The 13,675-nt window shown below is 34.7% G+C and carries 12 protein-coding genes; 2 read left to right on the forward strand and 10 right to left on the reverse strand.

Annotated features, from left to right (window positions below):
- Position 1 precedes the first annotated feature (1 nt).
- The 7 genes from murD to mraZ all read right to left on the reverse strand — a co-directional run bounded on the left by murD (position 2) and on the right by mraZ (position 7,997).
- Positions 2 to 1,339 carry a UDP-N-acetylmuramoyl-L-alanine--D-glutamate ligase gene (murD, locus tag GCQ56_RS16625; RefSeq protein WP_152735665.1) on the reverse strand — a complete coding sequence of 446 codons (1,338 nt, stop codon included), beginning with the start codon at positions 1,337 to 1,339 and terminating at the stop codon, positions 2 to 4.
- Positions 1,340 to 1,344: 5 nt separating this feature from the next.
- A complete protein-coding gene (mraY, locus tag GCQ56_RS16630; protein ID WP_152735666.1) occupies positions 1,345 to 2,598 on the reverse strand; it encodes a phospho-N-acetylmuramoyl-pentapeptide-transferase in 1,254 nt (417 codons plus the stop codon).
- 2 nt (positions 2,599 to 2,600) lie between these two features.
- Positions 2,601 to 4,052 carry a UDP-N-acetylmuramoyl-L-alanyl-D-glutamate--2,6-diaminopimelate ligase gene (locus tag GCQ56_RS16635; protein WP_152735667.1) on the reverse strand — a complete coding sequence of 484 codons (1,452 nt, stop codon included), beginning with the start codon at positions 4,050 to 4,052 and terminating at the stop codon, positions 2,601 to 2,603.
- Positions 4,053 to 4,061: 9 nt separating this feature from the next.
- On the reverse strand, positions 4,062 to 6,179 hold the full coding sequence (locus GCQ56_RS16640; RefSeq protein WP_299994218.1) for a penicillin-binding protein: 2,118 nt from the start codon (positions 6,177 to 6,179) through the stop codon (positions 4,062 to 4,064).
- Complete coding sequence (locus GCQ56_RS16645) at positions 6,179 to 6,559, reverse strand: FtsL-like putative cell division protein (RefSeq protein ID WP_152735668.1); 381 nt, start codon at positions 6,557 to 6,559, stop codon at positions 6,179 to 6,181. Before GCQ56_RS16645 ends, GCQ56_RS16640 begins: the two co-directional genes overlap by 1 nt.
- 2 nt (positions 6,560 to 6,561) lie before the next feature.
- Entirely contained in the window at positions 6,562 to 7,467 is a 906-nt protein-coding gene (gene rsmH / locus GCQ56_RS16650) for a 16S rRNA (cytosine(1402)-N(4))-methyltransferase RsmH (RefSeq protein ID WP_152735669.1), read from the reverse strand.
- A 68-nt stretch (positions 7,468 to 7,535) separates the two neighbouring features.
- Complete coding sequence (gene mraZ / locus GCQ56_RS16655) at positions 7,536 to 7,997, reverse strand: division/cell wall cluster transcriptional repressor MraZ (RefSeq protein WP_152735670.1); 462 nt, start codon at positions 7,995 to 7,997, stop codon at positions 7,536 to 7,538.
- A 207-nt stretch (positions 7,998 to 8,204) separates the two neighbouring features.
- Here mraZ and GCQ56_RS16660 point away from each other — a divergent pair, with 207 nt between their 5' ends.
- Both GCQ56_RS16660 and GCQ56_RS16665 read left to right on the forward strand, forming a co-directional pair.
- Positions 8,205 to 9,038: a 1-acyl-sn-glycerol-3-phosphate acyltransferase gene (locus GCQ56_RS16660; RefSeq protein ID WP_152735671.1), complete on the forward strand. Its 834-nt coding sequence runs from the start codon at positions 8,205 to 8,207 to the stop codon at positions 9,036 to 9,038.
- 141 nt (positions 9,039 to 9,179) lie between these two features.
- The gene (locus GCQ56_RS16665; RefSeq protein WP_152735672.1) at positions 9,180 to 10,160 is read left to right on the forward strand and encodes a GNAT family N-acetyltransferase; all 981 of its coding nucleotides are present in this window, start codon (positions 9,180 to 9,182) and stop codon (positions 10,158 to 10,160) included.
- A 59-nt stretch (positions 10,161 to 10,219) separates the two neighbouring features.
- Here GCQ56_RS16665 and GCQ56_RS16670 read toward each other — a convergent pair whose 3' ends face one another.
- Genes GCQ56_RS16670 through GCQ56_RS16680 form a run of 3 tightly spaced genes read right to left on the reverse strand, consistent with a single transcriptional unit; the run spans position 10,220 to position 13,529 of the window.
- Positions 10,220 to 12,121, reverse strand: a complete 1,902-nt coding sequence (locus tag GCQ56_RS16670; RefSeq protein ID WP_152735673.1) for an amidophosphoribosyltransferase — start codon at positions 12,119 to 12,121, stop codon at positions 10,220 to 10,222.
- Positions 12,122 to 12,157: 36 nt separating this feature from the next.
- Complete coding sequence (locus GCQ56_RS16675; protein WP_152735674.1) at positions 12,158 to 12,646, reverse strand: hypothetical protein; 489 nt, start codon at positions 12,644 to 12,646, stop codon at positions 12,158 to 12,160.
- Positions 12,647 to 12,698: 52 nt separating this feature from the next.
- Positions 12,699 to 13,529 (reverse strand): universal stress protein, encoded by an 831-nt coding sequence (locus GCQ56_RS16680; RefSeq protein WP_152735675.1) that lies wholly within the window; start codon positions 13,527 to 13,529, stop codon positions 12,699 to 12,701.
- Positions 13,530 to 13,675 lie beyond the last annotated feature (146 nt).

Consider the following 13,675-nt stretch of genomic DNA (forward strand, 5'->3'; position numbering starts at 1 on the left):
TTTACAAATTTCTTACTTCTTCTTTAAATTGTAATCCACGATCTTCGTATGATTTAAATAAATCGAAACTCGCACAAGCTGGCGATAACAATACTATTTCATCTTTGTTAGCAATTTCGTATGATAACTTCACTGCCTGTTCCATTGAACCGGCATCAACAATAATATCTACCTTGCCATCAAACGCATCATGAATCTTTTTATTATCGATTCCCAAACAAACAATTCCTTTTACCTTTTCATCTACCAAATCAAAAAGGACAGAATAGTCGTTACCTTTATCAACCCCGCCAACAATCCAGACTACCGGTTCTTCCATACTTTCCAAAGCATACCAGGTTGAGTTGATATTTGTAGCTTTTGAATCGTTGATAAACTGAATACCTCTAACTTTTACAACTTTTTCCAATCGATGATCAACACCTTGAAAATCGCTCAAACTTTCGCGTATTGTTTCCTTTCTGATACGCAAAACACTTCCCGCAATTCCTGAAGCCAAAGAATTATATTCATTATGTATTCCGGGCAATGACAAGTCCTTTTTATCCATAGAAAAGTTGTATTCGTTACAATCAATTTTTATAAGTTCATCCTCAATCCAGCCTCCTATTTTCAGTTTTTCTTTTACTGAAAAAGGAAACAATTGAGCTTTAGAGTTTAGATTCTTCATTTCATTGCTGATGATCTCATCGTCGCTACAAAACACAAAAGCATCCCTTTTTGTAAGATTTTGTGTTATGCGAAATTTAGAAGCTACATAGTTTTCCATTTTATAATCGTACCGATCTAAATGATCAGGCGTAATATTCAATAATATTGCAATATCAGCTTTGAACTCGTACATTCCATCAAGTTGAAAACTGCTTAATTCAACCACATAGTGATCGTAATTTTTCTCGGCAACCTGCCAGGCTAAACTTTCACCAACATTACCTGCCAAACCGACGTTTAATCCAGCCTTTTTCAACATGTGATGTAACATCAATGTTGTGGTTGTTTTTCCATTGCTTCCAGTAATACAAATCATTTTTGCATTGGAATATCTTCCTGCAAATTCGATTTCAGATACTACAGGAATCTGTTTCTCCTTTAATTTTAGTATCAAAGGAGCTGTATCAGGAATTCCCGGACTTTTTACAACTTCACTTGCTGACAATATCAAATCTTCGCTATGCTGTTCCTCTTCAAACTCAATCTGGTAACTGTTTAGTGCATTTCTATATTTCTCACTAATCTTTCCCAAATCGGAAACAAATACTTCGAATCCTTTTGCTTTTGCCAAAACAGCTGCACCAACTCCACTTTCTCCTGCACCTAAAACAACAAGTCTTTTTGCCATATGACTTATCTAATTTTAAGTGTTACTATTGTTATCACGGCAAGAAAAATTCCAATAATCCAAAAACGAGTAACAATTTTTGGTTCTGGATATCCTTTCATTTGATAGTGATGATGTAATGGTGCCATTTTAAATATTCTTCTACCTTCTCCGTATTTCTTACGAGTATATTTAAACCATGAAACCTGCATCATAACCGAAATATTCTCAACCAGGAAGATTCCGCACAAAATTGGAATCAACAATTCCTTATGAATAATAATGGCAAAAACAGCAATAATTCCACCTAATGATAAACTTCCTGTATCTCCCATGAACACTTGTGCCGGATAAGAGTTGTACCACATAAATCCAATGGTAGAACCTATAAACGCAGCAATAAATACTACCAATTCACCAGAATTTGGAATGTACATGATATTCAGATAATCAGCATAAACAACGTGACCTGATACGTAAGCCAATATTCCAAGAGTTGCACCAATAATTGCAGACGATCCTGTTGCTAAGCCATCTAATCCATCAGTAATATTAGCTCCATTAGAAACCGCAGTAACAATAAAAATTGTAATAATAATGAACACCAACCAAGCCAACACAGGAGCATATTCTCCAGCAAAACTTACTAATGATTCATAATCAAATTCATTATTTTTAAAGAATGGAATGGTTGTTTTCGTTGACTTAACATCGGTAGTCAAACGAGTTGCACCTGGTTGCTCCGAAGAAAAACCTTCATCAACCAATTCTGTTTGAATCCCAATTTCATCAATCTCAGCTCTCTCTCTTACAACAACATCATCACTTAAGAAAAGAGTTAATCCAACAATTAGTCCTAAGCCTATTTGACCGGCAACCTTAAATCTTCCTTTTAATCCTGCCTTATCTTTTTTAAATACTTTTATATAATCATCAATAAATCCGATTAACCCCAACCAAACCGTTGTGATAATCATTAAAATGATATAGGTGTTATCCAATTTTGCAAAAAGCAATACAGGAATTAAAATAGAAATGATAATAATAAGTCCTCCCATAGTAGGAGTTCCTTTTTTCTCAAGCTGACCCGCTAATCCTAAGTCGCGAACAATTTCGCCAATTTGTTGCTTCTGAAGAAGCTGAATGATTTTTTTACCAAAAACGGTAGCAATGAACAAAGACATCATTATTGCCAATGCGGCACGAAATGAAATGTAATCGAACATTCCCGCTCCTGGAAAATCTAATTGATTTAAATACCTAAATAAATAATAAAACATAGCTACAGCTTAAAAATTTCTCGTATTACTTCTTTATCATCAAAATGATGCTTAATTCCTTTTATCTCCTGATAATCTTCATGACCTTTTCCGGCAACCAAAATGATATCATTTTTTTGTGCCAACATACATGCGGTTCGAATAGCCTCCTTGCGATCGGTAATTGCTAACACCTTTCTCTGGTTGCTCGCATCTACACCTTCTTTCATATCCGAAATTATCTTATCCGGTTCTTCCGAACGTGGATTATCAGATGTAAGTATTACCTTATCGCTCAATTCAGCACTAATTTTTGCCATTAAGGGTCGCTTCGTCTTGTCTCGATCGCCTCCAGCACCAACTACAGTAATAACCTGCTCGTTTCTGGTTCTCAATACATCTATCGATTCTAGAACATTTTTCAAAGCATCCGGTGTGTGAGCATAATCAACTATTGCCATAACTCCTTCCGGTGATATTATGCTTTCGAATCTTCCATCTACTGATTTTAATTCGCTAATGGCTGTTAAAACTTCTTCTTTCGATTGGTTCAACAAACGAGCAGCACCATATACCGATAATAAATTGTGAGCATTGAAATCACCAATAAAATTGGTCCAAATTTCAACATCATCAATTTCCAACAGCATGCCTGTAAAATGCTTCTCAAGAATTCTACAACGAAAATCTGCAAATGATCTGGTAGAATACAAAAATTTATGAGCCTTCGTATTCTGTAACATCAATTTACCATTTTTATCATCTGCATTGGTTATCGCAAATGATTTCTTACCCAATTGATCGAAGAATGTCTTTTTTACTTTTAGGTAATTATCAAATGTTTTGTGATAATCTAAATGGTCGTGAGTGATATTTGTAAATATTCCACCCTTAAAATCAAGTGCACCAATTCTCTTTTGATCTATAGCATGCGAACTTACTTCCATAAAGCAATATTCACATCCTTCCTCAACCATTTGTGCCAACAATGCATTTAACTGCAATGGATCTGGTGTTGTATGAGTCGATGGAATTACTTTATCATCTACATAATTACAAACCGTTGACAGCAGCCCTACTTTATATCCCAAGTTCTTAAATAACTTGTAAAGCAAAGTTGCAATTGTAGTTTTACCGTTGGTTCCGGTTACACCTACCAATTGAATATTCTCAGTTGGCTTCCCATAATAATTGTGTGCCAATTGAGAAAGAGTTGCCAATGAATCTTCAACCAAAATGTATGTAGTTTCCGCATTACTAACCTGTGGCAATTCTTCGCAAACTATTACATTTGCTCCTTGTTTCTCCACAGCCTCAATATATTTGTGCCCATCGCTAATTGTACCACGACATGCCACAAACAAATCACCTTTCTGAACCTTTCTGGAATCAAAATGTAGGTTATTCACCTCCACATTTCTATTTCCTTTAAGGCTTTGTATCTTTATTGAATCAAAAAGTCCGTCTAAATTCATACTCATCCTTTAAGATAAATCTATTGTTATTCTATCTCCCCTTCTAAAGTAAGATCCAGGTCGAAGTGATTGTTTCGAAACAGCTCCAACACCTTTCACATTTACTTTTAAACCTGCATTCTCTAAAATATACAATGCATCTTGCACTCCCATTCCTTTTACATTAGGAACCAATGCATTCTTCACTCTTCTGTATTTGTATTCAATTACTGAATCTTTGCGGGAAGTCATCACCCACTCCGATTGTATATCTTTATTCGTTACTTCAATATCTAAACCTTCAAAAACCAAATCCAAATCTTCTTTATTCCCGTTTAATGATACTGGTACCAAAGGACCATCTTCTTCAACTTCTTCTTTAACCGGATGCATTGAATAACTCATTGCATAAACTTTATCGGCAATGGTTTTAAATACCGGACCTGCTACTTGATTTCCATAAAACCCTTTGGTCTTATTAGGACGATTTATCACAACAACACAAGAATACATTGGATCATCAGCTGGAAAGTATCCAACAAAAGAAGCTTGATACACTTTCTTTCCGTATCCTTTATTTTTATCCGCAATTTGAGCCGTACCAGTTTTTCCCGCAATGGAATAACTTGAATTTCTAAGATTTCTGGCTGTTCCTCTTAAAACAACCCCTTTCAGCATGCTTTGCACAATGTCTAATGTTTGTCCAGAACAAATTTTCGATGCTAAAACCTCATCATCAAACTTTTTAATCACTTCTCCATGGTACTTGATCTCTTCTACAAATTTTGGTTTCATCATTCTACCATTATTTGCGATAGCATTATAAAACGTTAAGGTTTGAAGCGGCGTTTGTTCCACGGCATATCCTATCGACATCCACGGAAGTGAAATTCCTGACCATGTTGGATCATCGGGATATTTAATTTTTGGTTTTCCTTCTCCTTTAATATTTAAATCCAATGGTACATTCAATCTAAACTCATACAATCTATTAATAAATGATCGTGGCTTATTCTTGTAATGCTCATCAACTAATCTTGAAATTCCCACATTCGAAGATTTCTCAAAAGCTTCCTGCACGGTTATTTTACCATATCCTCCATGATGAGAATCTCTCATTTTAGCATTGTAAAAACGATATACTCCATTACCCGTATCTATGGAATCCATTGGTCCGATATAACCATCCTCTAACAAAGCCATCATCGATGCCAATTTAAAAGTAGAACCAGGTTCCGTAGCTTCACCAATTGCATAATTATACCTTTCGCGATAAGCTTGTTTTTCTGGATCGTATCCTAAATTAGCAATTGCTTTTATTGCACCTGTTTTAACTTCCATTAATATAGCAGAACCATGATCAGCATTGTATTTAATCAATTGCTGATGCAAAGCAGATTCGGCAACATCCTGATAATTGACATCTATCGTTGTAATCAAATCATTTCCATCTTTTGGTTCAACCATATTTACCGGTAACCAACGCCCAGACATTTTTTGCATCACACTAATCCCATCAACACCTTTTAGTTCACTTTCAAAAGCGCCTTCCATTCCAACCTTACCAATTCGCTTATTATTAGCTTCTTTATTAAGATATCCAATAGTTCTTGTTGCTAAATTTTTATGCGGTTGGATTCTTTTATTTTCCTGTTCACAAATCAATCCACCCTTATTTTTCCCCAATCGAAACAGAGGAAAAGTTTTAAGTACTTTAAGTTCATTGTAATTAACTTTTCGTCGGTTAATTAAAATATAACGGTTCGATTTGGTCTTGTATTTAGCCTTCCATAATTTTCTTCGGTACTCACTTGCCGATTTATCCTTAAAAAATCGAGACAAACACAATGCAAGAGAGTCAACTTTAGATTTAAATACCTTATCGGTTAAACCTGAAGCACGAAAGTCCATTCTAATTTGAAAGTAAGGCAACGAGCTAGCTAATAATCGTCCATCATCAGCACAAATATCTCCACGATTTGCATGTACAATCACATCTCGTTGCGAAATCGTCTGGGCTTTACTACGCCACTTGTCTCCTTCGAACAATTGCAAGTACACAACTCTACCAACTACCAATGCTGCAACCAGCATTACTGTTGTGTAGATTAGACCAACTCGCCATATGATATCTTTTTTTATCGGCACTACTTCTCTAAATATATTTTTATTGGCGGCTCCGTTGATTCAATCAAATCCAAGCCATCTCGTTTCACTCTTTTTACTACCTCCGACTGTTTACTCATGTACATCAAATCCGAAGCTGTTGTAATGGATTCAAATCTTAGGTCTTTCAACTCTTTTTCAAGCCTAATCATATCTCGATAAACCTTCTCAGAATTGTATCTGTTACTGATATAAAAAATTCCTAATCCAACAAGAAATAACACAAAGGGCAATTGTTGTACAACTGCCGTTTTTGTAAGAAAACTCCCATCGATAAAATCCTTAAACGAACTACTCGAAATTTCTTTCTGTTCCTGATTAGGAGTTACAAAATCGTTATATTTCTTTTTGAACCTAAACATTCTTATTTCAAATTAGGTTTAGCTATTCTTAACTTTGCACTACGTGCTCTTCCGTTCAATTCAATCTCTTCCTCATTTGGTAAAATCACTTTTCGATTCACACTTAAAAGTGGAGTTTGAACGTTACCAAAGAAGTCTTTATCAGCTCCACCTTCAAATTTCCCATCGCGAATGTAATTTTTCACCAAACGATCTTCCAGTGAATGATAGGTGATCACAACTAAACGACCCTCAGGCTTTAAAACATCAGCACACTGCATTAACATTTCTTTCAGCACATCCATTTCTTTGTTAACCTCAATTCTTAAAGCCTGAAACACCTGAGCCAGATATTTGTGATCTTTAAATTTCGGTGTACAAGGAGCTATTACTTCTTTAAATTGCTGTATAGTTTTAAAAGAATTTTCCTTTCGATAATTTTCAATCAGTCTTACTAGTTTTCCTGGATTTTTAACCTCTCCATACATTTTAAAAATCTTAAAAAGATCTTCAACATCGTAATCATTAAGGATATCTGCTGCAGTAAATTCTGAACTTTGATTCATCCTCATATCCAGATCACCATCAAATCGAAATGAAAACCCACGTTCAGCAACATCAAACTCATGTGAGGAAACGCCCAAATCCGCTAATATTCCATCAATTTTTTCGTACCCAAGATATTTTAGAAAATTTTTAAAATACCTGAAATTGTGACGTACAAAAATAAATCGATCGTCATCCGGAACATTGGCTTCTGCATCCTCATCCTGATCAAATCCAATTAATTTTCCAGTAGTCAAATGCTTCAGAATCTCACGCGAATGACCTCCACCTCCAAAGGTTAAATCTACATACACACCTTCAGGATTAATATTTAATCCTTCGATGCTTTCTCCTAACAAAACTGGTATATGATATTCACTCATTATAAATCTTTTAAATGCAATTGAATTAAGCCCGCAAAGGAACAACACCCTTCTAACAAAACCAACAATTATTCAGGCTTTATATCTCCTCCTAAAATCTCATCAGCCAAATCACTAAACCCATCCTGACTCCAAGCAGATTCTTCGTAGGTTTTAGAATCCCAAATTTCGATTTTCCCATCCTGTCCTGCCAATGTAATGTCCTTATCAAAGCAAGCAAAATCGAAAAATTTCTTAGGCAATAAAATTCTTCCATTCCCATCAATTTGAACTTCGGCAGTTCCTCTAAAAAATTCTCGCATAAATCCCGCATGCTTTTTATTGAACGGATTTAATCTGGCTCTTACCATCTCAGTTTGCCGTTCCCATTCTTGCAATGGGTATAAATCGAGACATTTTTCGTATAAGTTTTTTCTAAGCACACAACGACTTTCAGAATCTCCATTTAGAAGTTTCCGAAACGCAGAAGGCAATAAAACCCGACCTTTCGCGTCCAATCTACATTGATAATCGCCTATAAATGTTACCATTAAAAAAATCAATTTACATTTGTAAAATTAGAGAAAAAATTACCCACTTTCAACCACTTCACCCCACTTTTCTGTTATTGTTGATAACTTTTCTTTACACACACAAGTAATTATTCCTCAATAAGTTTGATTATGCCCTAAAATTTAGAACAACAAACCAAGTTTTTTGCGATATTTGCTCTCCAAATAATATGACCATCGATTTTTATGCAAAACGAAAATTCAAATAATTATCCTAAAATAGATATAGAAAAAGTATTTGCCAGTAAAAGTGAAAAAATGGCAAAACTACTTCCTGGCTTTATTATTCGATACCTGAAAAGAATTCTTCATCAAGATGAGATTAATGATTTCCTTTCAAGAAATTATCAAAAACAAGGAATTGAATTTGCTGATAGTGTTTTGGAAGAACTTGATATCACTTTCAAAATTGAAGGGCTTGAAAATTTAGATAAAAACGGCAGGTATTTATTCGCATCTAATCATCCCTTAGGAGGACCTGATGGAATCATTCTTATTAGCATTTTTGGAAAAGAATTCAGTAAAATTAAATTTTTAGTAAATGACATTTTAATGAATATCAAAAATTTATCTGAAATATTTATTCCAATCAACAAACATGGAGGACAAGCTAAAAAAGCAGCTCTAATGCTTGAAGATGCATATCAATCTGATGCTACAATTCTGACTTTTCCTGCAGGACTTGTCTCAAGAAAACAAAAGGGAAAAATTGAAGATTTAGATTGGAAAAAAAGCTTTATCGCAAAATCGAAAAAACACAAACGCGACATTGTACCCATTCATATAGATGGCAGAAATTCTAACTTTTTCTACAATTTAGCAAACCTGAGAAAATTCTTTGGTTTAAAATCTAATTTGGAAATGTTATATTTGCCAAACGAATTATTCAAGCAAAGAGGTAAAACCTTTACTGTTAGAATCGGAAAACCCATCGCTTACCAAACTTTTGATAAAAGCTTATCGTATGATAAATGGGCAGAGAAAATGAAAAGAGAAACCTATAAGTTAGCAAAGCAGTAAACTAATTATCATTTATCAAAAATATAATCATATTTCTGTTTTAATTAGCCATTTGTTTAGTATTTTCATTTGACAGATTAACCAAACTGAGAACCGAATAATATATCATCCTCTATTTTAAGAATTTAACACCATTTACTGATGAAAGAAATCATACCCCCTGTACCGAGAGAGGAACTTGAAAAAGAGTTGACTGAAGAGAGATTTGTACGCAAGACCAACAAGGGGTCTAATGAAATTTATTGTTTTACTCATCACGACTCTCCAAATCTAATGAAAGAGGTTGGTCGATTAAGAGAAATAACATTTCGTAAAGCTGGAGGAGGCACAGGTAAAGAAATTGATGTTGACAAATTTGATACTGACGAAAAACCATATCATCAACTGATTGTTTGGGATCCTAAGGCAAAAGAAATTTTGGGAGGATACCGATACATTTTATGCAACAACGCACCTGTTAATGAAAAAGGTGAAACTTATTTGGCAACCTCGAGATTATTTAATTTTTCGGATGATTTTAAGAAAAATTACCTGCCCCATACAATTGAACTTGGAAGATCATTTGTTCAGCCAGATTATCAATCGATTAAAAAAGGAAGAAAAAGCTTGTATGCTTTGGACAACCTTTGGGATGGACTGGGGGCATTAATTATTGATTACCCCGAAATTAAATATTTCTTTGGTAAGGTTACTATGTATCCTGATTACAATAGAGATGCGCGCAATCACATTCTCTATTTCATGAACAAAATGTTCAACGATCCTGATAAACTTGCCACACCAACAACTCCTCTTCAAACTGATATGGATGAAGAGCAATTGGCAAAAGATTTTTGCTTCGATACATTTGATGAAAACTACAAAGTGCTATCGCAGAACGTACGCAGTAACGGAGAAAATATTCCTCCACTTATTAATGCATACATGGGGCTTTCGCCAACTATGAAATGTTTCGGAACTGCCGTAAATACTCATTTTGGAGATGTGGAAGAAACAGGAATAATGATTACAATTGGTGATGTTTACGATAAAAAAATTGACAGATACACCTCTTCTTATCTATCATTTTTAAATATCAAATTACCGAAGAAACCAAATTTGAAAATCTTCAAAAAGAAATAAACTCATAAAAAAACCACTTCAGATGAAGTGGTTTTTTTGTATCTATAATTGCAAGTTATTTAATAAGCTCTTTTGTCGTTTCCTTCTACATAGTTAATGAACGAAGTGTTCACAACCTTGTTACCTCCCGGAGTTGGATAATTACCCGTAAAATACCAGTCTCCATTATTCTCAGGACAAGCTTCATGCAAGTTTTCAATTGATTGATAAACAATCTCAACTTCTGCCTCCATATTATCAGGAGTTAATAGTTCAGCAATTTTTCCAGAAATTTGCTCTGCTGTAAAAGGCTTGTAAATTTCCTTAACGTAATTCATCACCTCTTCCTTAGGTAGATTTTCCTGAGCTTTACATTTCTTATAAGTCTCCTGAATTACATCTTCCATTCCCTGCTCTTTTAACATTGCAATAGCTGCATTAAAAGCAATAAACTCTCCCATTCTTGTCATATCAATACCATAACAATCAGGATAACGAATTTGTGGTGCTGAAGATACAATTACAATTTTCTTAGGGTGTAGGCGATCTAAAATTCTTAAAATACTCTGTTTTAAAGTAGTTCCTCGAACAATTGAATCATCAATTACAACCAGGTTGTCTTCTTGATTCTTCACAATACCATAAGTAACATCATAAACATGACCAACCAAATCGTCACGACCTTCATCATTAGTAATAAAGGTTCTCAATTTTACATCTTTAATTGCAATTTTCTCTACACGAGGTTCAACAGAAATAATCTCTTTTAACTTTTCTTCTGTCCAACTGCCATTTAAATCATGAATTTTCTCCTTTTTCTCTTCCATTAATCTATGACGCACACCTTCCATCATTCCATAAAAAGCCGTTTCGGCAGTATTAGGAATAAATGAAAACACAGTGTTTTTAATATCATGATCGATAGATTTTAGAATTGCTGGAGTAAGCAATTGACCCAGTCGTTTTCTCTCATTGTAGATATCTTTATCGCTACCTCGAGAGAAATAAATTCTCTCAAAAGAACATGATCTTCTTTTTTGAGGAACACGAACAGGTACTTCTTCAATAACACCATTTTTTTTCACTACAACAGCATTACCAGGAGAAATCTCTTTAATGGTATCTGCTTTCACATTAAATGCAGTTTGTATCACAGGACGCTCTGATGCTACTACCAAAACCTCATCATCCTGATAATAGAATGCAGGTCTAATTCCCCAAGGATCTCTCATCACAAAAGCATCACCATGCCCGAACATACCAGCTACTGCATAACCTCCATCCCAGGTTCTACTTGCGCTAGACAACACCTTCTGAATGTCTATATTTTTCTCAATAAGTGGTGAAATTTCTCTATTTGAATATCCATCATTTTTATACTGACGGAACAACAATTGATTTTCTTCGTCAAGATAATGACCAACTTTTTCTAATATGGTTACGGTATCAGTATAATCTTTAGGATGCTGACCTAAATCCACTAATAAGTCAAAAAGTTCATCAACATTTGTAAGATTGAAATTACCCGCTAAAACCAGATTTCTAGATTTCCAGTTATTTTCACGCATCACAGGATGTACAAAATCGATACTATTACGACCAAAAGTTCCATACCTTAGATGTCCCATGTACAACTCCCCTGCAAATGGCAAATTAGCTTTTGCCCAAACAGGATCATTAAAGCTTTCCGGATTTTTTTCTTCTCCTTCTTTTAGTCTACCATAGACTTTATCGAATACATCTTTAATAGGCTGGTCGCCACAAGATCTCTCTCGAGAAATATATTTCTCTCCCGGAGCCTGATCTAACTTTAAGCTTACTGCTCCCGCACCTTCCTGCCCTCTATTGTGTTGCTTCTCCATCAACAAATAGAGTTTTTGAATACCATATCTCCAGGTTCCATATTTCTCCTGATAGTATTCGAGAGGCTTTAGCAATCTTATCATTGCTATTCCGCACTCATGCTTTAACTGATCACTCATTCTTAACTTCTTAAATGGTTATTTAGTATATTGCTGTTATTCAACGCCTTCCTCAATAATCAATTCTTCAACTTCCTCCTCCTCAACAGGTTCTAAATCCGAAAACATGATTTCGGTTTTTACCGGATAACAATTTGGAAAATATTCAGAACATGCTTTATAAAGTTCTATTGATTCTAATTTTGTTCTAAAGTTACCCACACGCACTCTAAAATCAGGAGCAGTGTAAACAACATAAGCTCTTTCCTCAGGAAACAACTCTTTAAACTCTTTTTTAATTTCGAATGCTCTTTCCTTATCCGTACTTCCTCCAAAAAATATTTGGACTCTATAACCAGAAAAACTTCTCTTTTTCGAATTAAGAATACTATCTGTTTTTAACAGTTCAATCACTCTCTCATCTTGAATCACCTTTACTTCTCCAAGCGTATCTACAATTCCCTCTTTTTGTTCTACCTCTTGAGCATTCAGAGAGAATCCTACAATAATTAAAACAAAAACTATTAAAAACTTATAATTCTGCATGTCCACTTCTATTTTATTTCTAACAACTTTCACTACCTATCAATAACCACTTTTAGTTTGGCACCGATAGAATTGGAATTTCAGATTTATTTACCATTTGCTGAGCGTAAGATCCGAAAAACATATTGAATGTCGTTTCTGCTTGCTCAGTCATTATTGCAATAATATCAGCTTCTATTTCTCTTGCATATTCAAGAGCTGTAAATGTGTTATTCTCACCTTGCCGAACTTCTTTAATTACATTTACACTCACCTCATTCAAGTATTCTTCAGCCTGTCGCATATAATGTTCAATTTTACCAACAACAACTTTATCCGCTGACTCATAAACACCCAACACGTGCACTTCTGCTCCACAATTCATAGCCAAATCAGCAACAACTGGAATTTTTTTACGAGTTTGATTACTCGCATCAATTGGCATTACAATTCTTTTCACAGATTGAGTTTCTAACTCCTGATGCACCGTAACAACAGGACAAGAAGCATGACTTACTACCTTAAATGCATTACTTCCAATAAAAAACTCTTCGAAACCCGAGGCACCATATGCTCCCATCACAATTAGATACGAATCTCCGTATTTTGCCTGATTCACAATCTCACGATAAACACTTCCTTTTCTTATTTTAAAATCAAAAACTCCATTCTCTACGGCATAGGCAGGCGAATGAAGTTCTGTCAATTTTTCTAAATACTCTTGTACTGTATGAATGATTTCATCTTTCAGCTCCTCAAAATGAAATGGAATTTCAAATTTCTCAGATTTTTTTACATGTATCATTCGAAGGTGCGTGCCGAGATTATTAGCCAAGTTAATGGCAAATTTCAAAGCCTTTATGGAATCTCCGGAAAAGTCTACGGGGACCAAAATACGTTTCATGTTGTTTAGTTTTTCAGTTAATCTGTAATACAAAAACAGTTCCTATTTTTGAATGTACATAAACAAAACAGGCAACCGAGAGAGATTTATTCCCAAACCCACTCAATATCAACACCTTTTCAAAAGCTTAATTTGCGAGATAAAAA

Source organism: Marinifilum sp. N1E240, from assembly GCF_009295825.1.
GTDB lineage: Bacteria > Bacteroidota > Bacteroidia > Bacteroidales > Marinifilaceae > Marinifilum_A > Marinifilum_A sediminis.

What these genes read in the sequence shown, in the direction of transcription:
- GCQ56_RS16660 (WP_152735671.1), top strand. Translation starts at nt 8,205, where the DNA reads ATGCAAAACGAAAATTCAAATAATTATCCTAAAATAGATATAGAAAAA.
- GCQ56_RS16645 (WP_152735668.1), bottom strand. Translation starts at nt 6,559, where the DNA reads ATGTTTAGGTTCAAAAAGAAATATAACGATTTTGTAACTCCTAATCAG.
- GCQ56_RS16635 (WP_152735667.1), bottom strand. Translation starts at nt 4,052, where the DNA reads ATGAATTTAGACGGACTTTTTGATTCAATAAAGATACAAAGCCTTAAA.
- mraY (WP_152735666.1), bottom strand. Translation starts at nt 2,598, where the DNA reads ATGTTTTATTATTTATTTAGGTATTTAAATCAATTAGATTTTCCAGGA.
- murD (WP_152735665.1), bottom strand. Translation starts at nt 1,339, where the DNA reads ATGGCAAAAAGACTTGTTGTTTTAGGTGCAGGAGAAAGTGGAGTTGGT.
- GCQ56_RS16670 (WP_152735673.1), bottom strand. Translation starts at nt 12,121, where the DNA reads ATGAGTGATCAGTTAAAGCATGAGTGCGGAATAGCAATGATAAGATTG.
- GCQ56_RS16680 (WP_152735675.1), bottom strand. Translation starts at nt 13,529, where the DNA reads ATGAAACGTATTTTGGTCCCCGTAGACTTTTCCGGAGATTCCATAAAG.
- GCQ56_RS16675 (WP_152735674.1), bottom strand. Translation starts at nt 12,646, where the DNA reads ATGCAGAATTATAAGTTTTTAATAGTTTTTGTTTTAATTATTGTAGGA.
- mraZ (WP_152735670.1), bottom strand. Translation starts at nt 7,997, where the DNA reads ATGGTAACATTTATAGGCGATTATCAATGTAGATTGGACGCGAAAGGT.
- rsmH (WP_152735669.1), bottom strand. Translation starts at nt 7,467, where the DNA reads ATGAGTGAATATCATATACCAGTTTTGTTAGGAGAAAGCATCGAAGGA.
- GCQ56_RS16665 (WP_152735672.1), top strand. Translation starts at nt 9,180, where the DNA reads ATGAAAGAAATCATACCCCCTGTACCGAGAGAGGAACTTGAAAAAGAG.